Genomic DNA, 19,737 nt, shown 5'->3' with positions numbered 1-19,737 from the left:
TTAACAAGTTGAGTTCACTTTGGGCGCCGTTGAAACCGATACCGGACAGCGTTGGCATCGAGTTGCCCCGTTCAAGCCTGGCGGCCAGTCCATCTGGAAAGATGTACCACCGTTGCAGCGCCCCTCGAACGGGAGGCAGGACCGCCGGGGACCTGAGGTCACTGGCGGGGCGGCAATTGTAGCTCAGCCGGGCAGGTCGGTCAGCCCTCTCACAGTGTTTCCTATCAACCAACCCTGATATTTGGCGAAGGAGCAAACGAGACTAGCGGCAACTTGCTGGCCCCGAAAGGTCTCGATAGGCTGGGCCAGGTCCACGCCAACAAATCAGGCAAGCCCCTAAAGAAGGAACAAGTATGGAGACTGAGAAGTCAGCAGCTCAAGTGAAGGAAGAATACGCATCCATGATGGTGCGGGCCAAGCTTGTATCTGCGATAACGCTTCTATTGATCTCACCACGATTGATACTCGGATTCACCGATCTCAATTCATTTCTGGGATTGAATTATGTGACCGCACTTATTCCGATGCTTCTTGGAACCATTGTTTACGTGGTCTTTTTTAAGAAGTATTGGCGCTGCCCCGCTTGTTTGGAACTTCCTGGCGGTGGCTGGACAAGAAAGCAATGCAAGCATTGTGGCGTGGCGCTGAGGTAGCAAGCCCATTGCATTGGCCCATTTCATGGTGAAGTTGTTGGGCTTTGCCGCTCAACTTACGATCTTGGGGAGTTAAATGGACCGTCGAAAGTTTTTGAAGAGCACGGTGGCATCGTTACTGGCAGGCTCACTGCCACTGCCAATTCTGGCCGCATCGGGTGGCCAATCACTGGCGTCCGTGCTTTCCAGCATCGCTGACCAGTCCATCAAGGAATTCACAACACCTGGAATCCAAATTTCAGTATGGGTGGACGGAATAGCTATCGCAGGAGCCATGAACGGATTAAGCAATCTGGAGACAGGCACGGTTGTTAGCTCATCCACCATCTTTCGTGCAGGCTCCATAACCAAGCAGTTCACAGCAGCGCTAATTGCGAGGCTTCATGATAAAGGCCTACTTTCTGTAAACGATCGCTTGGACAAACATCTTGGCTTCTTCAAGGGAAAGGACGCTCCTACCTTGCTTGAGCTCATTCATCAAACTGCTGGCGTTCATGAAGTACAGGGAGATAGCTTTTCCCAGCTTCCCATCACACAAATAGAACTTGCCAAGATCATTTCTGATCAAAATCCGCTATTCGACTTTCAATCAGGGTCGTCATGGCTATACAGCAACGCAAATTACATTCTACTCGGTGCCGTCATTGAGTCGGTCACAAAGCAACCCTTGAATGAGGCCGCAAGGCAACATCTGTTTGGGCCGCTGAAGCTCGCTCATACTGAGTTTGACCATCACTCCGAGGTCGTCAAGGGTCGAGCCGCTGGCTATACCGGAAATGAAGTCGACGGGACCCCTTTTGCAAACGCTGATTTCATTGCAATTGAACAGACTGGAGGCGCTGGCGCGATCAGAACGACTGCAGATGATCTATGTCGCTGGCATTACGCTCTCCTGTACGGTGATTTCTTGTCCGCGGAGTCGCGCCAAGCCCTTCTTGAACCGGCCAGGCTCAAGGATGGTCGCCCGATAACCGAGGGCAGATTTGACCCTAAAGATAACAACATGGGAGAAACGAGTTACGGATACGGACTCATGCTGGATCGCTCAGCGAAGGCTGGCGGCGTCATCGCCATGCACAATGGCTTTGTCAGCGGCTTCTCGGCTTACCTGGCGACTCATGTTCCAAGTAGGACCACGGTTGCCTGCATGTGCAACGCAGACCCCAGCCAGAACTTACCCTTTCGGTTACTGCGCAAGGCCGTATTCTCCGCCTCTTTGTAAGCGAAGTAACATGTCAATTGGCCCAGTTTCCGGTGTAGGGCGAGCTCGCGACGCAGACCAGCGGACCTGTTCAATGTCTGCTGCGTACTTCGAAATGGCGGGTCACGGCAAATTCCAGTAGTAGCTGTAGAACTCCACATCACGTACCCAACCTAGCGACTCATACAGCGCTTGCGCTTTGTGGTTGCTGATATGGGTTTGCAATGACAAGCCGCTGGCGCCTTGCCCAATGGCGTAGTCGGTAGCGGCGTTGAGCAATTGCGTGGCGATGCCAGAGCGGCGATGAGCGGGCGCGACAAACAGATCGTACAGCACAAACGATTGCGCCAGCGACAGTGACGACCAGGTGGGATACAGCTGCACAAAGCCTTGGATCTGGCCGTCGATTTCAGCCAGAAAAATCACCGATTCGTTTACCGTTATGCGCGCGCCAAGGAATTGCTGTGCACCAGCGAGATTGTCCGGCCGGCCGTAAAACAGCAGATAGTCGTTGAACAACGATGCCAGTGGTTTCAGGTCGGTAATGCCGGCGCGGCGAATGTGAACGGTTGTCATGGTATTGCCCATGCCGCAATAGTCGCGCTGATGCCAAACCGCCGATTGCACGCGGCCAGACTCATTTGACATCCACCGCTTTTGACGCATGAGCGTGAAGATTGCGCCAGCTACCATTCTCGCGGATGTAGGTGTCGGAGAACTTGACGTTGCTGTCAAACGCTTGACCTGCGTTTACGCCTTTTTGATGCAGCATGGCGACGACGATGGCGGTATCGCGATAGACCTTGACTTGCCACTGGCTGGTTTCGTTGATTTCCCAATGATTGGCGGGGTCGCGCACTTCAGCCAATACCTCCTGCTTGTTGCGTTCGGCGCCGCTGGCAAGCACCAGCGTGTAGTCGTCGGTGAAGATTTGCTGGAGCGACGCGATATCGCGGTCAACAAAGGCGCGCTGCATTTTCTTGTCGACGGCAATCAGCTGGGCAATATCATCGTTGAGTTGATCGGACATGGTGGCGGTGCTCCACAGGCTGCTGAGGACCAGAATGAACACGGTATTACGACCCCGGCCATTAAGTAACAGGACATTAGGAGCCCGGGATAGATGTTGTCGGGACACAGTTACCTCGCAATGCAGAGGACGCAAATAGCGTGCGCCGGAGCGAATTCGGTATGGTCTTGCATCTTGGCAGCAACGGCGATTTTGAGAAGAGCCACTTCGGTAAAGCATTGCTGTGCCACTCGCGACAGTTCACGACGAATGATGCTGCATGCGTCCGAAACGCTGCGCGGTTCGGACCTACAACGGTCAATCGAATCAAGCAGGTGAAGCCAACACGGCCACTCAGAACACCGACAACCCGGTTCGGGTGGTAAACAAATCCAGCGCTTCGACACCGGCCACCGAATTGCCGTGGCTGTCCAGACCAGGACTCCAGACACACAAGCTGTAGCGGCCGGGCACAATCGCCAGAATGCCACCACCGACGCCGCTCTTGCCGGGCAGGCCGACGCGGTAGGCGAACTCGCCGGCGGCATCATAAGTGCCGCACGTGAGCATGACCGCGTTCATCCGTTTGGCATCGCTGCGTGACAACAGCCGACTGCCATCGGCACGAATGCCGTGACGGGCGAGAAAGAGTCCGGCTTTGGCCAGTTCCGCGCAATTCATGCTGAGCGCGCATTGCTGGAAGTAATGGCGCAGCACGTCGCCGACCGGATTTTCCAGATTGCCGTAGCTGGCCATGAAGTGGGCGAGGGCGGCGTTGCGGTGACCATAACTCGCTTCCGAATTAGCGATCTCGCCGTCGAAATCGATCTGATCGTTACCGGTTTCGCTGCGCAGAAAATCGCGCACACTGGCCCAGCTGTCGCCGGTCAGGGTCAGCAAGCGATCCACGACCACCAACGCGCCGGCATTGATGAACGGGTTGCGCGGAATGCCTTGTTCGTATTCGAGTTGCACCAGTGAGTTGAACGGGTTGCCGGACGGCTCGCGGCCGACTCGTTGCCACAACCGCTCGCCATCGGCCGCCAGTGCCAGTGCCAGCGAAAACGTTTTCGCGACACTCTGCACCGAAAAGCGGGTTTGCCAATCGCCAGCGCCACAGACCTCGCCTTCGACCGTCGCGAGCGCCATGCCAAATTGGCGCGGATTGACCCGGGCCAAGGCCGGGATGTAATCGGCAACGCGGCCCTTATCCAATAGCGGTTGCACGTTGCGGGTAATGTCGTTCAGCAGCTGTTGCTCGTCCATGCGATGCGCTTCCTGTGATTGATGCCGCCATTGTTGGGCAGCTCAAGCGTAGCGGAGCTGTCTGATCTTTGTGCTGTCAGTTGGCGGGTCCGCTGCGCTTGACCCGCCCTACGACGCGCGGACAAACAAAAACGGCTCCGTCAGGAGCCGTTAATGCAAAAAGCGTCGCCCTACCGCGCTCGGCTTTTACTTCAACCCGGCATCGGCGCGCAACGCGTCGGCCTTGTCGGTGCGTTCCCAGGTGAAGGTGTTGTACTGCTTGCCTTTGTACTCGATGACGCCGGGCGTGCGGCCGAAGTGGCCGTAAGCAGCGGTCGGACGGTAGATCGGGTGCAGCAGGTCGAGCATCTTGGTCAGGCCGTACGGGCGCAGATCAAAATGCTTACGGATCAGATCGACCAGCTTGTCGTCGCTGATCTTGCCGGTGCCGAAGCTGTTGACCGAGATCGAAGTCGGTTGGGCCACGCCAATCGCATACGAGACCTGAATTTCGCAGCGATCGGCAAGACCGGCAGCAACGATATTTTTGGCAACGTAACGGCCGGCATACGCGGCCGAGCGATCAACCTTCGACGGATCTTTACCGGAGAACGCGCCGCCGCCGTGGCGAGCCATGCCGCCGTAGGAGTCGACGATAATCTTGCGACCGGTCAGGCCACAGTCACCGACCGGGCCACCGATGATGAACGAGCCGGTCGGGTTGATGTGGAACTGGGTGTCTTTGTGAATCCAGTGCGCCGGAATCACTTGCTTGACGATCAACTCCATCACGCCTTCACGCAGATCGCTGTATTTGACGTCCGGGTTGTGCTGGGTCGACAACACGACCGCATCGACCGCCACCGGCTTGCCATTTTCGTAGCGGAAGGTGATTTGCGATTTGGCGTCCGGGCGCAGCCACGACAGCAGGCCGCTCTTGCGCGCCTCGGCCTGGCGCTCGACCAGCCGGTGTGAATACTGAATTGGCGCCGGCATCAGCGCATCGGTTTCGTTGGTGGCGTAGCCGAACATCAGGCCCTGATCGCCAGCGCCCTGATCTTCCGGCTTGGCCCGGTCGACGCCCTGGGCGATATCGACCGACTGCTTGCCAATCAGGTTCAGCACGCCGCACGTAGCCCCGTCGAAGCCCACCGAGGACGAGGTGTAGCCAATGTCGCAGATGACATCGCGTACCAGTTGCTCCAGATCGACCCAGGCCGAGGTCGTCACCTCACCGGCGACGATGGCGACGCCGGTCTTGACCAGGGTTTCGCAGGCGACGCGGGCATACGGGTCTTCGGCGATGATGGCATCCAGCACGGCATCGGAAATCTGGTCGGCAACCTTGTCCGGATGGCCTTCAGAGACAGACTCGGACGTGAATACGCGGTACTCGGACATGGGTACAACCTCAGCAAAATTGGGAGACCGCGGCCGGGGGCCGGCGGCGGTGGTCGCGCATTGTACAGCGTTTGGATGGCTAAATCACCCGGGCCGCGCTGTGCCTATTACGCCAATACTGCCTATACAGATGACTGGCCGGTCTAACGCTGCTGTGGAACACTAGCGCCCCGCGGAAGGTCTGACTCTGGCCTCCTGATCTGAGGATATCTCGCATGTCGTGGTTGCGTACCCGTCGCCCGCTGTTTCTGCTGGCGACCGTAACGGTTTTCTTCCTGTTGTTTGTGGCACTCCGGGCCGCGTTCTACCTGTTCTTCTCGGAAGTGAACAAGACCGTGTTCTTGCCGGCCGAAACGGTCTGGCAAACCGTTTCCATCGGTCTGCGCTTCGATCTGCGACTGGCCATCCTGATGACCCTGCCGCTGGCGCTGCTGGCCTTTTTCCCGAAGTGGAATTTGCTCACTTCGGCCGCAGTGCGCTTGCTGGCGCGGATTTATTTGATCGTGGCGCTGTTGCTGGTGCTGCTGATTTACATGATCGATTTTGGTCACTACCAGTATCTTGGTATCCGGATTGATTCGACCGTGTACCGCTACTTCAAAGAAGCGGCAATCTCGGCGCAAATGGTCTGGCAGAGCTATCCGGTGATCTGGATTGTGCTCGGTCACCTGACCCTGACCGCGCTGGTCGTGCTCGCAGTCATCCAGTTGGAAAAACGCTTGCTGGCACGACCGGATGCCAAGTTGGCGCGCGGCAGCAAGATCGCGTTCGCCGTGGCGCTGGTGGTAGTGACCTTTCATGCCATGCTCGGCCGCGCCAGCAACATCAACTACGAAAACCCGGTGCCGTTGCGCTGGGCCGATGCGGCGTTCTCCGGTGATCGCGCGGTGACGGCGCTCGGGATCAATCCGGTGCTGTATCTGTACGACACCTCGGAACAGACTCAGGATGATTACGATCTGGCGGAAGTGAAAAAGCACTACCCGACCATGATCGCGCATCTGGGCGTTGATCAACCGACCCCGGACGCACCGAATTATGATCGGATGATTCCGCCGCAGCCGCATCGGCTGAACTACACCCGCAAGCCGAACGTTGTGTTCATCATGATGGAATCACTCGGCGCCAGCCGCTTGGGTGCCTGGGGCAATCCGCTGAACCCGACCCCGAATCTGGATCGCATCGCACACGAAGGCTGGATGTTCCAGCATTTCTATGTCCCCGTAACCGGTACCGCGAAAACGGTCTGGGCCAGCATCACCGGTATTCCGGATGTCTCGAAAAAAGATTCAGCCACGCGCAATCCGCGCACGCCGGATCAGCGGGTCGTAGTCAACAATTTCAAGGATCACAAAAAGTTTTATCTGATCGGTGGCAATGCCGGTTGGGCCAACATGAGCGCGTTGATTGTCAACAGCGTTGATGGCGTGACCATGCTGCAGGAAGATGCCTGGAAAGATCCGCTGGTCAATGTCTGGGGCATTTCCGATCTGGATCTGTTCAAGAATGCTGACAAGCTGTTCCGTTCACAGCCCGCCGATCAGCCGTTCTTTGCCATCATCCAGAGCGCCGGCAATCACAAGCCATTTACCATTCCCGAAGACCGGGAAAGCTTCAAGGTTCTCGATACCCCGGATGACGAGCTGGCCAAGTGGGGCTTCGAGAGCAATGCCCAGTTCAATGCGGTGCGGTTCTGGGATTACAGCGTTGGCCGCTTCTTTGAAATGGCGAAAGCCGGTGGTTATCTCGACAACACCATCTTCGTGATGTACGGCGATCACAACAACCGCATCACCACCATTCCGCACATGCCGAAATTTGTCGAAGATCTGAATCTTGATGGTCACCATGTGCCGGGCATCATTTACGCGCCGGGCTATTTGCAGCCGCGCGTCATCGACGAGCCCATGAGCCTGGTTGACATGTTCCCGACCGTGGCCGGCTTGCTCGGTGAGCCGTACCTGAACACGACGCTGGGACAGGATTTCCAGATGCGCAAGCCGGAGCAGCAGGCCATCTTTTTGTTGCTGACCGAGGGTTACCAGCCGACCTTGGGTGGCTTGAGCAAGGACTATCTGGTGCGAATGAAATGGGATGGCAGCAATGCCACGCTGCATGCGCTGCACTCGGATGATCCGAAGCGCGATGTCGCAAAAGAACACCCTGACGTGTTTGCCTGGTTGAGTGAATTCACCAAGGCCGAATACGAAACCGCGCGTTACCAGTTCTACCAGAACCGCAAATCGCAGAAGCAGGGTACGCTCGACCAATCCGCTGCAACAGCCGAGCCGGTTCCGGCACAGGCGGAACCGGCACAAACAGCGCAGTAATCACGAGAATCTGTCATTGCGCCACTGCAGTCATAAGCAGCGACGCAGTCACGGGAATGCAGTCGCGGCAGGGCAAACGCGGCAAGGCAACCTCAAGAACAACAGCACGTGGCCGATGCGGTTTGCCTGCAAGCCGCAAGGAAAGCAAAAGGGCGATGCCGGTTCCGGCATCGCCCTTTTCATTTCATCTCGGCAAATCCGCTAAGCGTTAGCGGTCTGACGTCGATGCCGATAGCGACGCCATTTCCGCAGCCCCTGGCGCAGCCACACCAGCAGGCCGAACACGCCCAGCATCGGGTCGAGCAGATAGTCCCAGTAATTGGTTGAGCTCAGCAGATCAAACGCGAACGCCGTGGTAGCAGCAGCCAGCAACAAGGCAGGCACAAACTCACGCTGATACCAACACCACAACGCCGCCAGCAGCGTCAGCATCAGCAACCCATGTGGTTGATAGCCGAGCCGGTACGGATCCAGCGGCGAAGCGCCCATGGTCAGCGGATAAAACACCAGCGCCAGCACACCGATGATTGGCAGGTAATGGCGCAGGCCGGTCGGCATGGTCGGCCGATGACCGTGCAATTTGTGCCAGGCCATCATCAGCAACAACAAGGCAGTGGTGATGGCCGGCTCGCCAATCGTGGCCCGCCAGTGGCCGGCCAACGCAACACCTTCAATCGGCAGCTGGGTCAGCGCCAGCAGCAGCAGTGCAATCAACAGGCGATAAGGCCGGCGCAAGCGGCGCAGTGGCAATGGCAACAACAGCAAACAGGCAAGCGTCAGTGCGCTGTATAGCTCAAGCATCATGGCTGCACCTCGGCTGCCACCGATGGGCGTTGCTGTTGAGCGCGCTGCTGTTCAATCCATCGCCGCGACAGCGACAGATGTTTGATCAGGCTTTTGTTCCAGGAATAGACCAGCTCGAACTGATCGGCATCGGTCTGGATTAAGTACGGATAGTCATAGTGAAATTCGCAGGCGTTGCGTTTGCAGCCACGCCGATCATCATCGCTCCAGCCGGCCAGATACGCGGCCAGCAAATCACGGTGATCGGCACCCGCTGTTGCGCTGAATTGTTCTGCCAAGGCCGGCTTGAATTGCGCGAACGGCACCGGTTTGCCGGCACCAACCGGCGCTTCGTCGAGCACGGCAATACGCTGCCACTGGCTGAAATCGTGATCGGTCAGGTAGGCGCTGAGCCGGTAACGCTCGGATTCCAGATCGTTGAGCACGACCAGAATTTCGCTGTCGCTGTAGCGCACGGCGGTGATCGCAGAATTGGGATTGGTCATTGTGGTCACCTGCGGGGTCGACCAGGCAATGCCGGTATCAGCGGTGTGGCTGATGTGCAGGCGATTCGACGAATCGGTGCCATCGCGCAGCAGAAAAATCGCCTTGCTGTCGTCAAGTACAACCGGGAACGGCTGCAGCGTGTCGCGGCCGTAATCGAGTCGAACCTTGTCGAGAATATGGCCCTGACGGTCGAGCCGCAGGTATTCCGGAAATTTGCCGGCCGCTTCGTGGTAGACCGGCAAACCGATGCTGCCATCGGCGTGAAAGATCGGCCGGCCGCGCACCAGCGTCGACAAATTGAAAAACGGTGAGGTGATCAGCCGGCGTGACGCTGTCCAGCTGTGGCCGTTATCGGTCGAGGTCATCAGATTGATGTTCGACGTCGCCCAACCGCCCAGCGACACCGACACATAAAACAACCAGAGCTTGCCATCCGGCGCCATACCCACCACCGGATTGCCACGCTTGCGGATGCGCTTGCCGAGCGCCTGCTCGGTCTGGGCGCGATCAATCACCACTTGCTCGGCGGACCATTGCCCGCTGTGCCGATCGAAATGGCTGCCGAAAATCCGCACGTCTTCAGCGCCCTCCCGGCTGCCGCCAAACCAGACCGCGAACAGGCCGTTGTCGGCCGTAGCAGTCACCGAGGCGGCATGGACGAACATGTCGGTTGCGTGCGAAACAAAGCGACTGCTGAATGGGAGCGCGTGCTCGTCGTGAACCGGGCCGCGGTCATTTTCCGGCCGCAGGAACGCGGCAGGCGTCAGATCACGGTGACCCAGCCAGGCGCTGGTAAAGGCCAGCACCAGCGCGAGCAGAACCAGACGGGAGCGTGGGCAACGGAGGTAACGCGGTAAAGAAGCAGGCATCAAGACAACCGGACAAGTGCAGCGGCGACATAGCGAGGCGGAGCTTAGCAAACGGCCTGTCGAAACTCACGGGCGATCGCTGGCGCTGGCGTCCGAGATAGCTGGCGACAGAGGGGCAGGCGGGAAAATCGCTCTCAGCAAAACCGGAAAGCGTCAGCCCGTATGGGCCAGAAAGCAAAACGGCCTGTCCGAAGACAAGCCGTTTTGTTTGATTCTTGGTGGCCCAGGGCAGAATCGAACTGCCGACACGCGGATTTTCAATCCGCTGCTCTACCGACTGAGCTACCGGGCCAAGGGCGCGCATATTGCCGACCCGGCCCGGCAAAGTCAAGGCAGCTGCCGGTCGTCCCGGGCGATTGCTCAAACTATCGCCAGCTGCTGCCGGCGCCCGTCGGCTGGCGGTCAGTTGGCCGCTCAGGCGCTCGGCGGCACGTAGCCTTCCGGCTTCTCGTAATCGCCGCCAAACAGGAACTTCTCCATCTCGCCTTCCAGATACTTGCGTGCGGCCGGGTCCAGCATCGACAGGCGCTTTTCGTTGATCAGCATGGTCTGGTGGGCTTTCCACTGCTCCCAGGCCTCGGCCGAGATGCTTTCATAAATGCGTTTGCCGAGCGCGCCCGGATACGGCGGCAGAGCCAGAGCGGCGGCCTCTTTGCCGAGTTTGGCGCAGTGAACGGTACGGGACATGGGGTTACCTCAAGTGTGCGTGCCAAAAGCGCGAACGTGGAGTTGTTGCTCCCCTCCTTGGCAAGGGCGATGAGGGGGAGCAAACAATCAGGCCCCGGCGGCAATTTGTTTCAGCAGTTTCTGGATCGGGGCCGGCAAGCCCACCGCTTTCAGCTCGACCATCGGCTGCCAGCGCCAAGGGGCGTCCATGATACGGGAGCTCGCGCCCTGCATCACCCCCGCGTATGTATGGATATCGAGGTGAAAGTGGCTGAAGGTGTGTCGCAGCGGCTCAAGCGCACGCAGATCGGTGGCCTGGCCGAACTGTTCGGCGAACTCGCCCGGTGACAACAACTCCGGCACTTCCGGCAACACCCAGAGCCCGCCCCAGATCCCGCTCGGCGGTCGCTGCTGCAACAGCACTTCATGGCGCGCGTTCAGCAGCACCAGCATCCGGGTCGATTTTTCCGGCAGGACTTTGCTGGGTTTGCTGCCCGGGTAGACGCTGAAATTCTGTTCGGCCTCGGCCACACAAGACTGGCTGAACGGACAGACGCCGCAATTCGGCGTGCCGCGCGTGCAGACCGTGGCGCCGATATCCATCATCGCCTGGTTGTAATCGGCGACTCGCTTTGTCGGTGTTAGTTCGTCAGCCAGTAGCCACAACTTTTGTTCGTTGCGACGCAGATCGTCATACAACCGAATGCCGGCCACGCGGCACAGCACCCGTTTGACATTGCCGTCGAGAATCGGCGCCCGGATATTGCTGCCGAGGCTCAGCACCGCACCGGCGGTCGAGCGGCCTATGCCGGGCAGCTCGCACATGTCTTCCACCGTTTTCGGAAACACACCGCCAAAATGCTCGACCACATATTTCGCCGCCGCATGCAGATTGCGCGCGCGCGAGTAGTAACCGAGCCCGGCCCAGAGCGCGAGCACATCATCGAGCGGCGCCGCGGCGAGTGACTGCACATCGGGGAAACGCTGCATGAAGGTTTCGTAATAACCGATCACTGTTGCGACCTGGGTCTGCTGCAACATGATCTCGGAGATCCAGACCCGGTACGGATTGCGATCCTGCTGCCACGGCAGCGATTTGCGACCGCTGTGATCGAACCAGGTGAGGACGGCGGTGGATGACATTTGTGAACTCAAATCATTTCATTCAACTGCGGGGAATCGGTTCTCGAGGGACGAGCAACGCGACAATGCTCCCACCCTAGCCCTCCCCCTCCCCCTCGCAGGGGAGGGAACTGTACGGCTCCTCCCCCTGCCAAGGGGGAGGCTGGGAGGGGGTGATTGCCGCTCGGTACAGGTAACACCGAGCGAAGCCTGAGGCGAGCGCTAATTCTTGATGCTTGCAAGCACGCCACCAAGCATCCTAACAAACCGAGCTAGGATGGCAAATCTGAACAATGCCCTTCGGTTAATGAGTCCAATCGATGCGCAAGATTTCTGCGAGCCCAGAAAGCTTCTGAGACAGGACCGTATCCATAAGTAAATTACAGCGATTCATTGTTAATTCCAGTCAGTACGTAACAGGAGCGTTTCCTTTGGAATAAATAACGAATCAGATAGTCAGTGTCGGATTTCTCAAGCTTAACAACAATAACATCGTCATTTTCCTGAACGGTCTCGAATGTCAGCCCAAGCCGTTCACGCTCATCTTTCGTCGGAAACCAGCCTGACTCAAAGAGCTTTATTTCGTCTTTCGGCCAGACTTTGACATCCAATGTAAAACCAGAACCAGTCTCGTCTTCATTTAATCGACCAAATTCAACACTTTCAGGAATTGCAGCCGCTTGCACCGATGCACTGTTCGCAAAGGCATTAACAAATGCCCCCACTGAAGACTCGCAAACTTCCGTTGCGTTACCTACGATGCAGCGCGCCGCGACGGTACAACAGAGAACAATGCGTAGTGCTGAGCTGCTGTGCCACATGTTTAACCCTCGCTCCGCTTCCGCGCCGCATCCGTCCCCATATGCCGCTCCAGAAACGCAATCATCTTGCTGGCGATATCAACGCCGGAGGCATGTTCAATCCCTTCCAGCCCCGGTGAGGCGTTCACTTCCAGCACCAATGGGCCGCGCGAGGAGCGCATCATGTCGACGCCGGCGACGTGCAGGCCGAGCGCTTTGGCGGCGGCGATGGCGGTGTGGCGTTCTTCGTCGGTAATGTCGATGGCGGTGGCTTGACCGCCGCGGTGCAGGTTGGCGCGGAACTCGCCTTCCTTGGCTTGCCGTTTCATCGCGGCGACCACTTCGCCGTCGATGACAAAGCAGCGGATATCGGCGCCCCCGGCTTCGTGAATGTATTCCTGCACCATGATGTTTTGATCGAGACTCAAGAATGCCTCGAGCATGCTTTCGGCGGCGGTTTGGGTCTCGGCGAGCACGACGCCGATGCCCTGAGTACCTTCGAGCAGTTTGATCACCAGCGGCGGCCCGCCGACCATTTTCACCACGTCCGGAATATCGTCGGGGGCGTGGGCAAAACCGGTGATCGGCAAACCGATGCCGTCGCGCGCCAGCATTTGCAGGCAACGCAATTTGTCGCGGGCGCGGCCGATGGCGGCCGATTCGTTCATGGTGAACACGCCCATCATTTCAAACTGGCGCAGCACCGCCATGCCGTAAAAGGTGATCGAGGCGCCGATGCGTGGAATCACCGCATCATAGCGGCTCAGCTCTTCGCCGCCGTAGCGGATGGTCGGTTTGTGGGTGACCACGTTCATCGTGCAGCGAAGCGTATCCAGCACTTCGATTTCGTGGCCGCGTTTGTCCGCCGCTTCGACCAGTCGGTAGGTCGAATACAGGCGGGGATTTCGCGACAGTACGCAAATTCTCATGGTGATCTCGGGGTCCGGTCAGGCGTTTTTGTCGGCGTTGCGGGTCGCGGCGCGCTCGGCTGTTGCCAGCGTGTTGCTTGCCCGTGTGCTGTCGGTTTTGTGGCTGGCAGTTGTGGCGCCGGGTTCGGTGTTGCCAACGGCGTTGCGATCGGTGTTAACACCGGTGCTGCCACCGGTACGAAACGCCTGCTTGTCGTAACTGGGTTGGCCTTGCAGCCAGGCGTGATGCGGCAGCACTTGCGCATCGAGTGGCAAGCCGGAGCGGCCGACCAGCATGCGATAACGCATGGTGTCGCGATTGGTCAGCGTGATTGCCAGCGGCCAGTGCGCGTTGCCAAAAACGATGGTGCTGGCGATCACATAGCGCTCTTCGGCGTGGCCGCCGGAGTCGGTGACCACGCGCCGATCCAGCATCGGCGCTTCGCACCAGTGCGCCAATTCGCCGTGCTTGCGCGACAGGTGCAAACCAAAACGCACCCAGGGTTGGCCGTTGCGTTCGAATGGCAGCACTTCAAACGCGTGCAGCGCCGAGGTGCGCGCACCGGTGTCGATCTTGACCCGCAGCCGCTTGATGCGCAGTTGCGGCAGCGCGGCCCATTCGCGCCAGCCGAAAAACTGGCCGCTAGGGTTCGACTGGGACGGGTTGGCAAGCACTTCCACCATTGCGGAACGGTCCTGATTTTCAGGCGCAGCGACTGTCGCAACAGACAGCGCCGGCCGACGCCGATGGCGTCAGGGATGAACGGGATTGTAGCGGCATACGCTCAGACGGCGGGCAAAATCGCCGGAGCATCGCCCGCTGTGGTGCCGACAAGGCGGTGGCGACCGGCGAGTCGCGCTGCCTGATGAGGCGCGGTCGCCGTTCGCATGTCGCCTGCTGATCGCCGAGATAACCCGAATGTAGTTCGGTTGTAGCCCGGATGCAGCGCAGCGGAATCCGGGGGCCACTCTGCGCCACCAAACCCGGCGGGAGCTGTTCTGAACTCGAGCGACGACGCCGCTCAGCGTTGTTTCCGATCGTCGGTATCGCTGTCGGCGTGGTCATCGTCGCGGCGCAGCGCCTTGCGGAGCAGATGCGGCAGCAACAGATGCGGTGGCATCCGCAGGTAATGGCCACGGACATAGAGCGCAAACCGGGCCAGATCATCGCGCCGACGATGGCAGCTTGGATTGTCCGGTCGCAGCGCCGCCAGAAACAGCACCCGCATGAATCCGGCGCCGCTGGCCGGTAGCGCTGCGGCGCTGGCGCGGCGGGTGCTGGCCGGAATGGCGGTGTCGAAGAGCTCGCTCAGCACTTCCAATGCGTAGGCCAGCGGCCGTTGCAAATCGAGAGTGATGGCTCGCCCGGGCAGCGCGGCCCAGAACTCCGGATCGGCGCCGAAGTGGTTCAGCAGTTGGTGGATGTCCCAGAGATCGCGCAGCGCATGATCCCACTCGCCGTCGTAGAACAAGTGGCAGATGCTGTGCAGCACCATGTCGACCGGGGACAGCGCCCAGAACGGTGTGCCGGCGACCGGCACGGCATGGGCAAACAGCTGTTCGGCCGAGGGTTTGGCGCGCGCGGTCAGCGGCAGGATGTTGTGGTGCACATCGAGCGTGATCAGCCGCTGCATGTGCTGCAGCGGCGGCAGCTCGTGCATCCACTGGCGGTAGTAGCGCTGGTCGTAGGCATCGAGATGGGTGCCGACATAACCGGCGTAGCGCAGGCTGTCTTCGACGGCAGCCAACCGTTCGCGGGGCACCAGCAGGTCGATATCGGAAAACAGCCGGCCGCGGCTGGCAGGCAGGCCATGGGCCAGGTAGGCCGCGCCTTTCAGCAGCAGCGGTTTGACCCCGACCCGGTTCAGGGCCGGCACCAGCTGATCAATTTCCCAGCGCATCCGGTTGGCGGTGGCTGCCGCACTGACTTTGGCGGTTGCAACAGCGCGCTGGACCGGCGCATGGTCGGGCAATAGCTTTTCAGGAATTTTCAGGGCGAGCGACGGCAGTAAGCGACTACTGCGGGCTTGCCGGAGTGCAGCATCCCAGTGCGCCAGCGACCACTCGGCGCAAACGGCCGGGTTCAGCAGGGCATCGACCAGTGGCAGCGCGCTCATGCGGTTGGCTCGCCAGATTCGGCAGCCGCTGCCGGTGGTACGGTCCAGTGGTCCAGCGTCTGCTGCAACAGCGGAATGGCATCATCGAGCTGGCTGTAGTGCAGGCTGTGGCAATGGCTGGCGCGGGCCAACTCCACCAGCGTGTGGAAGCCGGTTTCGCCGTGCAGACTGTAATTGAAACTCTGTTCGACACAGCGCAGCACCGCGACATGGCGCGGCACGGTTTGCCAGTCGGTGGCGCTGCCGGCGACGTAGCGCGGAAACACGATGAAGCCGGGCAGGGCCGCTTGCTCACCGCGCAAAACGGCATCCGACGGTGGCTGCATATGGGCGACGGTGCCTTTCAGGGTGTCGCGGGCGGCCTGGCTGAACTGCGCATTCGGGTAGCGCACCTGAATCAACGGAATCGAGGCGTTTTTCAGGCTGACCGGGCGCGGCACCGGGGTGATGGCCAGCGTCGCCGGGTCGATCAAACAGAGCTCATCGGACAGCAGGCGAAAGCCTTGCTGGCACAGTGCGGCCGTCAGCGTGCTTTTGCCGGCGCCCGGTTCGCCGGGCAGGATCAGCGCCCGGCCGGCCCGCTCCAGCACTGCGGCGTGCAGAATTACCCGGGTGTGGTCGAGATTGCCGACACACCAGTTCAGACCCCATTCGAACATCGCATGAGCCTGATCCGCTGGCAGCGGCTTGAACGGCGCGAACCCGTCGAACAGAAACTGTACCTGCGGCCGCCACCAGCGTCGCAAGAATGGCGCGGTCACCGCCACCCGGAAATCCGGACAGGCTTCGTTTTCGATCACGGAGTACTCGCCGTACAGCGCGTAAATGCCGTCGGCGGCGCGGCGCAGCGAGGTGCGGATATGGGCGCGATACGGTGCCAGCGCCAGCGTGATGCCGGCACCGGCCAGCCGTCGGCGAAATTGGCCATAGGGAAGCTCGGCCAGTTTCATGGCGCCGCCGGTGTGGTCGGGGGAATGGCCGCGCGGTTTGCGCTGACGGTAGTGGCACCATCAACTGGCGCATCGAGCCGGCAGATGAGCTGCTGCTGGCGCAGCAGGCGCAGGCAATCATCGAGCAGGGCATCGGCCTGTTCGGCCGGCAATTCGCCAGCCAGAACGGACAGCAATTCCGCACGTGTGGCGCTACGGCGCATCAGCGCCGTGAACGCGGCCAACAGGTTGTCGGTCAGGGCGACGGTGGCGCCGGAGCCAGGATGAAAAACAAGCAGCGCTCCGTGGAGCGCTGCTGTTTTCAAACCGGGGGTGACCAGATACGTGGTCAGAATCACTCTGCCTTAGTTGTAATAGGCCAGCATGTTCTGATGGTACGTGGCGTTGAAGAACTCGTCGAGATCGGCCAGCGTCATGGTGACGCCGGTGCCGGTGACATAGACCGAGCTTGGTGCCGTCGCGACGCATTGCGCCCAGATGGCTTTGACTTCTTCTTCGGTCATCACATAACCGAGCGGACCGAGCGCCGCGTTCAGCAAGCTGCCAACGCAATGCCGGCCCAGCATCTGCAGGCCGCCACCGCCGGTGCTCAGCACTTGCAGCATGGTTTTGGTGCCGAAGTAGTTGCCGGCAAACACGCTGTGGAATTTCTGGTTGGGGGTGTACGGCGACGGCCAGTTGGAATGGGTTTTCCAGTAGCCCGGCGACAGACCGTTGCAGGCGGAAGGGTTGTCCACCGCCGAGGTATTGCCTGAGGCAAAGCCCGATGGCGCGCACAGCTGACCGGCCAGCACCGGCTTGGAGGCCACTGCCATCAACACCGGGGTCGCCAGGGCGCCCAGCAGCAGGTTACGGCGGGTATTGGTCGGGGCCGGCTCGGCTCCGTTCAGTTCGGCTGGGGTGGCAGCGTCTTGAGTGCCCGCTACAGGCTTGATCTGGTCGCTCATGCGAATACGCCTTTGTTTCCCTACAGGGTGCCCCACTGCGGAGCGGGGCTGTCATCGCGCTTGCTGCGCGTACGTCGGTGTCACGCTCGGGAGCGTTTATATCTATGGCTGACCTGTAAAAGCATGTGCCGTGCCATGATCGGCAAACGCCGAGAGATCAGCGGTTTGCGCGGCCCGGTCGGTGTTCGCCCGGGTGGTAGCTGTAAAAGATCCCGACATCGCCCGCGCTTCGACCGCACTGCCGACGCTGGTATCATGCCAGGCCCCCGAACCGCTACGCCAGCTGGCTGTCCCGTCCGTCCCATGCAAATCGTCCTGAATGGCCAAACCCATGAGCTGGAAGCCGACCTGACCGTCGCCGATTTGCTGAGCCGTGAACAACTGGCCGGCAAGCGGGTGGCGGTCGAGCTGAACGGCGACATCCTGCCGCGATCGCGCCATGGCGAGCAGCGCCTGCAGCCGGGTGATCGTATCGAGATTGTCCATGCCATCGGCGGTGGTTGAGTCGGTACCGGCGATTAGCCGTTTCCCCATCGAATTCCGGTGACTGGCCACAGTCACCCTGCACTGGAGCAGCAACGCAGATGAGCACGACCGATTCGTTTGTACTGGCAGGCAAAACCTATCACTCGCGCCTGCTGGTCGGCACCGGCAAGTACAAGGATCTGGCCGAGACGCGCGCCGCCATCGAAGCGAGCGGCGCTGAAATCGTCACCGTTGCCATCCGCCGCACCAACATTGGCCAGAACCCGAACGAGCCGAACCTGCTCGATGTCATTCCGCCGTCGCGATACACCATTTTGCCGAACACTGCCGGTTGCTACACCGCTGACGATGCCGTGCGCACCTGCCGGTTGGCGCGCGAATTATTGGATGGTCACGATCTGGTCAAACTGGAAGTGCTCGGCGATCAGAAAACCCTGTATCCGGATATTCCGGAAACACTGAAAGCGGCTGCTAAACTGGTCAAGGACGGTTTCAAGGTCATGGCCTATACCAGCGATGATCCGATCACCGCGAAAAAACTCGAAGATCTCGGTTGCATCGCTGTGATGCCATTGGCCGCGCCAATCGGCTCCGGGCTCGGCATCCGCAACCCCTACAACATCAAACTGATTCTCGATAATGCCAAGGTGCCGATTCTGGTCGACGCCGGCGTCGGCACTGCCAGCGATGCCGCCATCGCGATGGAACTCGGCTGCGACGGCGTGCTGATGAACACTGCGATCGCCGCGGCGAAAGATCCGGTGCTGATGGCGAGTGCGATGCGCAAAGCGATCGAAGCGGGCCGCGAAGCCTTTCGTGCCGGCCGGATGCCGCGCAAGTTGTATGCGAGTGCGTCATCGCCAATTGACGGCACGATTTTCTGATCGAGCTTTAGCCTAACCCGACACCGTTCGTGCTGAGCTTGTCGAAGCATGAACGGGCTCTCGACTTTTCAGTTCACCCTTCGACAGGCTAAGGGTGAACGGACCGCAATGACATCATGGCACCCACCGATAATTCCGATATCGCCCGCACCGAAGATCGCCGCCCGCTGCGCCACATCCGTAGCTTTGTTCGCCGTGAAGGTCGGTTCACCGATCGGCAGAAAGCCGCAATCGACATGCTGCTGCCGCAATGGGGGCGCCACGTTGCCGACGGCCCCATCGCCCTGTCCGACTGGTTTGGCAATGACCATCCCACCTGGTTGGAAATCGGTTTTGGCATGGGCCAATCATTGGTGCAACAGGCCAGCGCCCATCCCGAAATCAATTTCCTCGGCATCGAAGTGCATCGTCCCGGCGTTGGCGCCTGCCTGACCGCGGCGCAAACGGCAAAAGTGACCAATCTGCGGGTGTATGAAGAAGACGCCATCGAGGTGCTGAACCGCTGTTTGGCCGATGGTGTGTTCAAGCGGGTGCAATTGTTCTTTCCCGATCCGTGGCCGAAAGCGCGCCACCACAAGCGCCGCATTGTCCAGACGGAATTTGCCCAGTTGATGCGCCGGAAACTGAAAATCGGCGGCATCTTTCACATGGCCACCGACTGGGAAAATTACGCCGAGCACATGCGTGATGTGATGAATGTCGCCGAGGGTTATCAGAACGAATCCGCCACCGGTGATTACGTGCCACGGCCGACTTCACGGCCACTGACCAAGTTCGAAGCCCGCGGTCATCGGCTCGGTCATGGTGTCTGGGATTTGATGTACCGGCGCATTAGCTGAGTAACTGCCGCGGCTAAAGC

At 59.7% G+C, this 19,737-nt stretch carries 21 protein-coding genes, 1 tRNA gene and 1 riboswitch; of the genes, 6 read left to right on the top strand and 16 right to left on the bottom strand.

What is annotated here, in order from left to right; all coding sequences use genetic code 11:
- Positions 1-14: 14 nt before the first annotated feature.
- A riboswitch (S-adenosyl-L-homocysteine riboswitch) is annotated at positions 15-132 on the bottom strand.
- A gap of 221 nt (positions 133-353) precedes the next feature.
- On the top strand, positions 354-653 hold the full coding sequence (locus tag HPT27_RS01925) for a hypothetical protein (protein ID WP_172238160.1): 300 nt from the start codon (positions 354-356) through the stop codon (positions 651-653).
- Between the two features lie 76 nt (positions 654-729).
- Positions 730-1,875: a serine hydrolase domain-containing protein gene (locus HPT27_RS01920; protein WP_172238157.1), complete on the top strand. Its 1,146-nt coding sequence runs from the start codon at positions 730-732 to the stop codon at positions 1,873-1,875.
- Positions 1,876-1,977: 102 nt separating this feature from the next.
- Here HPT27_RS01920 and HPT27_RS01915 read toward each other — a convergent pair whose 3' ends face one another.
- The 4 genes from HPT27_RS01915 to metK form a co-directional block, all read right to left on the bottom strand.
- Entirely contained in the window at positions 1,978-2,481 is a 504-nt protein-coding gene (locus HPT27_RS01915; RefSeq protein WP_328819928.1) for a GNAT family N-acetyltransferase, read from the bottom strand.
- Positions 2,482-2,491: 10 nt separating this feature from the next.
- Entirely contained in the window at positions 2,492-2,884 is a 393-nt protein-coding gene (locus HPT27_RS01910; RefSeq protein ID WP_172238154.1) for a nuclear transport factor 2 family protein, read from the bottom strand.
- Between the two features lie 333 nt (positions 2,885-3,217).
- Positions 3,218-4,129 carry a glutaminase gene (locus HPT27_RS01905; protein WP_172238151.1) on the bottom strand — a complete coding sequence of 304 codons (912 nt, stop codon included), beginning with the start codon at positions 4,127-4,129 and terminating at the stop codon, positions 3,218-3,220.
- Positions 4,130-4,315: 186 nt separating this feature from the next.
- A complete protein-coding gene (gene metK / locus HPT27_RS01900) occupies positions 4,316-5,509 on the bottom strand; it encodes a methionine adenosyltransferase (protein ID WP_172238148.1) in 1,194 nt (397 codons plus the stop codon).
- A gap of 215 nt (positions 5,510-5,724) precedes the next feature.
- Between metK and HPT27_RS01895 the strand changes: the two genes are divergently transcribed.
- The gene (locus HPT27_RS01895) at positions 5,725-7,839 is read left to right on the top strand and encodes an LTA synthase family protein (protein WP_172238145.1); all 2,115 of its coding nucleotides are present in this window, start codon (positions 5,725-5,727) and stop codon (positions 7,837-7,839) included.
- Between the two features lie 201 nt (positions 7,840-8,040).
- On the opposite strand, the gene HPT27_RS01890 is transcribed toward HPT27_RS01895, so the two are convergent.
- The 12 genes from HPT27_RS01890 to HPT27_RS01835 all read right to left on the bottom strand — a co-directional run bounded on the left by HPT27_RS01890 (position 8,041) and on the right by HPT27_RS01835 (position 17,508).
- On the bottom strand, positions 8,041-8,643 hold the full coding sequence (locus tag HPT27_RS01890; RefSeq protein ID WP_172238142.1) for a hypothetical protein: 603 nt from the start codon (positions 8,641-8,643) through the stop codon (positions 8,041-8,043).
- Complete coding sequence (locus tag HPT27_RS01885) at positions 8,640-9,998, bottom strand: sialidase family protein (RefSeq protein ID WP_172238139.1); 1,359 nt, start codon at positions 9,996-9,998, stop codon at positions 8,640-8,642. The genes HPT27_RS01890 and HPT27_RS01885 overlap by 4 nt, the downstream gene beginning before the upstream one ends.
- A 216-nt stretch (positions 9,999-10,214) precedes the next feature.
- Positions 10,215-10,290 (bottom strand) — tRNA-Phe (locus tag HPT27_RS01880).
- A gap of 122 nt (positions 10,291-10,412) precedes the next feature.
- The gene (locus HPT27_RS01875) at positions 10,413-10,685 is read right to left on the bottom strand and encodes an oxidative damage protection protein (RefSeq protein WP_172238136.1); all 273 of its coding nucleotides are present in this window, start codon (positions 10,683-10,685) and stop codon (positions 10,413-10,415) included.
- An 87-nt stretch (positions 10,686-10,772) separates the two neighbouring features.
- Positions 10,773-11,819 carry an A/G-specific adenine glycosylase gene (gene mutY, locus HPT27_RS01870; protein ID WP_211197813.1) on the bottom strand — a complete coding sequence of 349 codons (1,047 nt, stop codon included), beginning with the start codon at positions 11,817-11,819 and terminating at the stop codon, positions 10,773-10,775.
- Between the two features lie 347 nt (positions 11,820-12,166).
- Positions 12,167-12,607, bottom strand: a complete 441-nt coding sequence (locus tag HPT27_RS01865) for a hypothetical protein (RefSeq protein ID WP_172238130.1) — start codon at positions 12,605-12,607, stop codon at positions 12,167-12,169.
- A 2-nt stretch (positions 12,608-12,609) separates the two neighbouring features.
- Positions 12,610-13,515 carry a 30S ribosomal protein S6--L-glutamate ligase gene (gene rimK, locus HPT27_RS01860; RefSeq protein ID WP_172238127.1) on the bottom strand — a complete coding sequence of 302 codons (906 nt, stop codon included), beginning with the start codon at positions 13,513-13,515 and terminating at the stop codon, positions 12,610-12,612.
- 18 nt (positions 13,516-13,533) lie between these two features.
- A complete protein-coding gene (locus HPT27_RS01855; protein ID WP_172238124.1) occupies positions 13,534-14,178 on the bottom strand; it encodes an ATP-dependent zinc protease family protein in 645 nt (214 codons plus the stop codon).
- Positions 14,179-14,516: 338 nt separating this feature from the next.
- Positions 14,517-15,611, bottom strand: a complete 1,095-nt coding sequence (locus HPT27_RS01850; protein WP_172238121.1) for a nucleotidyltransferase domain-containing protein — start codon at positions 15,609-15,611, stop codon at positions 14,517-14,519.
- The gene (locus HPT27_RS01845; RefSeq protein ID WP_172238118.1) at positions 15,608-16,561 is read right to left on the bottom strand and encodes an HprK-related kinase A; all 954 of its coding nucleotides are present in this window, start codon (positions 16,559-16,561) and stop codon (positions 15,608-15,610) included. Before HPT27_RS01845 ends, HPT27_RS01850 begins: the two co-directional genes overlap by 4 nt.
- The gene (locus HPT27_RS01840; RefSeq protein ID WP_172238115.1) at positions 16,558-16,899 is read right to left on the bottom strand and encodes a hypothetical protein; all 342 of its coding nucleotides are present in this window, start codon (positions 16,897-16,899) and stop codon (positions 16,558-16,560) included. The genes HPT27_RS01845 and HPT27_RS01840 overlap by 4 nt, the downstream gene beginning before the upstream one ends.
- Before the next feature lie 6 nt (positions 16,900-16,905).
- Positions 16,906-17,508: a hypothetical protein gene (locus HPT27_RS01835; protein WP_172238112.1), complete on the bottom strand. Its 603-nt coding sequence runs from the start codon at positions 17,506-17,508 to the stop codon at positions 16,906-16,908.
- Between the two features lie 303 nt (positions 17,509-17,811).
- On the opposite strand from HPT27_RS01835, the gene thiS reads away from it, so the two are divergent.
- The 3 genes from thiS to trmB all read left to right on the top strand — a co-directional run bounded on the left by thiS (position 17,812) and on the right by trmB (position 19,717).
- Positions 17,812-18,012, top strand: coding sequence for a sulfur carrier protein ThiS (gene thiS, locus HPT27_RS01830; protein WP_172238109.1), 201 nt, complete (start codon positions 17,812-17,814; stop codon positions 18,010-18,012).
- An 80-nt stretch (positions 18,013-18,092) separates the two neighbouring features.
- On the top strand, positions 18,093-18,878 hold the full coding sequence (locus tag HPT27_RS01825; protein ID WP_172238106.1) for a thiazole synthase: 786 nt from the start codon (positions 18,093-18,095) through the stop codon (positions 18,876-18,878).
- 116 nt (positions 18,879-18,994) lie between these two features.
- A complete protein-coding gene (gene trmB, locus HPT27_RS01820) occupies positions 18,995-19,717 on the top strand; it encodes a tRNA (guanosine(46)-N7)-methyltransferase TrmB (RefSeq protein WP_172238103.1) in 723 nt (240 codons plus the stop codon).
- Positions 19,718-19,737: the final 20 nt, after the last annotated feature.

Origin of the sequence: Permianibacter fluminis (assembly GCF_013179735.1) — a bacterium.
In the GTDB taxonomy this organism is placed as follows: Bacteria; Pseudomonadota; Gammaproteobacteria; order Enterobacterales; family Permianibacteraceae; genus Permianibacter; species Permianibacter fluminis.
This window is presented reverse-complemented; position numbering and strand designations above follow the sequence as displayed.

Bases quoted from the DNA above. Each gene is read 5' to 3' on its own strand.
- HPT27_RS01845 (WP_172238118.1), bottom strand. From the start codon at position 16,561: ATGAAACTGGCCGAGCTTCCCTATGGCCAATTTCGCCGACGGCTGGCC.
- HPT27_RS01920 (WP_172238157.1), top strand. From the start codon at position 730: ATGGACCGTCGAAAGTTTTTGAAGAGCACGGTGGCATCGTTACTGGCA.
- HPT27_RS01910 (WP_172238154.1), bottom strand. From the start codon at position 2,884: ATGTCCGATCAACTCAACGATGATATTGCCCAGCTGATTGCCGTCGAC.
- HPT27_RS01850 (WP_172238121.1), bottom strand. From the start codon at position 15,611: ATGAGCGCGCTGCCACTGGTCGATGCCCTGCTGAACCCGGCCGTTTGC.
- HPT27_RS01925 (WP_172238160.1), top strand. From the start codon at position 354: ATGGAGACTGAGAAGTCAGCAGCTCAAGTGAAGGAAGAATACGCATCC.
- HPT27_RS01905 (WP_172238151.1), bottom strand. From the start codon at position 4,129: ATGGACGAGCAACAGCTGCTGAACGACATTACCCGCAACGTGCAACCG.
- HPT27_RS01885 (WP_172238139.1), bottom strand. From the start codon at position 9,998: ATGCCTGCTTCTTTACCGCGTTACCTCCGTTGCCCACGCTCCCGTCTG.
- HPT27_RS01865 (WP_172238130.1), bottom strand. From the start codon at position 12,607: ATGTGGCACAGCAGCTCAGCACTACGCATTGTTCTCTGTTGTACCGTC.
- trmB (WP_172238103.1), top strand. From the start codon at position 18,995: ATGGCACCCACCGATAATTCCGATATCGCCCGCACCGAAGATCGCCGC.
- HPT27_RS01835 (WP_172238112.1), bottom strand. From the start codon at position 17,508: ATGAGCGACCAGATCAAGCCTGTAGCGGGCACTCAAGACGCTGCCACC.
- HPT27_RS01875 (WP_172238136.1), bottom strand. From the start codon at position 10,685: ATGTCCCGTACCGTTCACTGCGCCAAACTCGGCAAAGAGGCCGCCGCT.
- HPT27_RS01895 (WP_172238145.1), top strand. From the start codon at position 5,725: ATGTCGTGGTTGCGTACCCGTCGCCCGCTGTTTCTGCTGGCGACCGTA.
- HPT27_RS01825 (WP_172238106.1), top strand. From the start codon at position 18,093: ATGAGCACGACCGATTCGTTTGTACTGGCAGGCAAAACCTATCACTCG.
- HPT27_RS01855 (WP_172238124.1), bottom strand. From the start codon at position 14,178: ATGGTGGAAGTGCTTGCCAACCCGTCCCAGTCGAACCCTAGCGGCCAG.
- HPT27_RS01890 (WP_172238142.1), bottom strand. From the start codon at position 8,643: ATGATGCTTGAGCTATACAGCGCACTGACGCTTGCCTGTTTGCTGTTG.
- thiS (WP_172238109.1), top strand. From the start codon at position 17,812: ATGCAAATCGTCCTGAATGGCCAAACCCATGAGCTGGAAGCCGACCTG.
- rimK (WP_172238127.1), bottom strand. From the start codon at position 13,515: ATGAGAATTTGCGTACTGTCGCGAAATCCCCGCCTGTATTCGACCTAC.
- metK (WP_172238148.1), bottom strand. From the start codon at position 5,509: ATGTCCGAGTACCGCGTATTCACGTCCGAGTCTGTCTCTGAAGGCCAT.